2 protein-coding genes are annotated in these 686 nt (G+C 58.5%); both read left to right on the top strand.

The features are described 5' to 3' along the window. On the top strand, nucleotides 1-347 hold a 347-nt coding region (locus RTW80_RS26650; protein WP_312721093.1), incomplete at its 5' end, for a sugar phosphate nucleotidyltransferase. Nucleotides 348-378: 31 nt separating this feature from the next. Then, a partial coding sequence (locus tag RTW80_RS26645; RefSeq protein ID WP_312721092.1) for a sugar nucleotide-binding protein occupies nucleotides 379-686 on the top strand: 308 nt, incomplete at its 3' end.

The raw sequence follows: 686 nt of genomic DNA, 5'->3' as shown, positions 1-686 counted from the left end.
TCTACGACAACAACGTGGTGGAGATGGCGAAGGACGTGAAGCCTTCTGAGCGCGGTGAGCTGGAGATCACCACCCTGAATCAGATGTATCTGGAGCAAGGTGATCTGCATGTTGAGCTGCTGGGGCGCGGTTTTGCCTGGCTGGACACGGGCACCCACGACAGCCTGATGGACGCATCACAGTTTATTCACACCATTGAGAAGCGCCAGGGGATGAAGGTAGCCTGCCTGGAAGAGATTGGTTACCGCAATCAGTGGCTGTCGGCGGAAGGTGTGGCGGCTCAGGCGGAACGCCTGAAGAAAACCGAGTACGGTGCTTATCTGAAGCGCCTGCTGAACGAGCGTTAATGCCCTCTCCGTCAACCACAGGATACAGAGAATGAAGATTTTACTGATTGGCAAGAATGGCCAGGTGGGCTGGGAGCTGCAGCGTTCACTGTCCACCCTCGGCGACGTGATCGCGGTGGACTATTTTGACAAAGAGCTGTGCGGCGACCTGACGAATCTGGAAGGCATCGCGCAGACCGTGCGTACCGTCCGCCCCGACGTTGTGGTGAATGCCGCCGCGCACACGGCAGTGGACAAGGCAGAAAGCGAGCGGGAGCTCTCCGACCTGCTGAACGACAAAGGGGTGGCGGTGCTGGCGGAAGAGTCGGCGAAGCTGGGTGCCCTGATGGTGCATTATTC

Origin of the sequence: Escherichia sp. AM3 (assembly GCF_032029835.1) — a bacterium.
In the GTDB taxonomy this organism is placed as follows: domain Bacteria; phylum Pseudomonadota; class Gammaproteobacteria; order Enterobacterales; family Enterobacteriaceae; genus Escherichia; species Escherichia coli.
The sequence above is the reverse complement of the archived record's forward strand: the minus strand, read 5'-3'. Positions and strand labels throughout refer to the sequence as shown.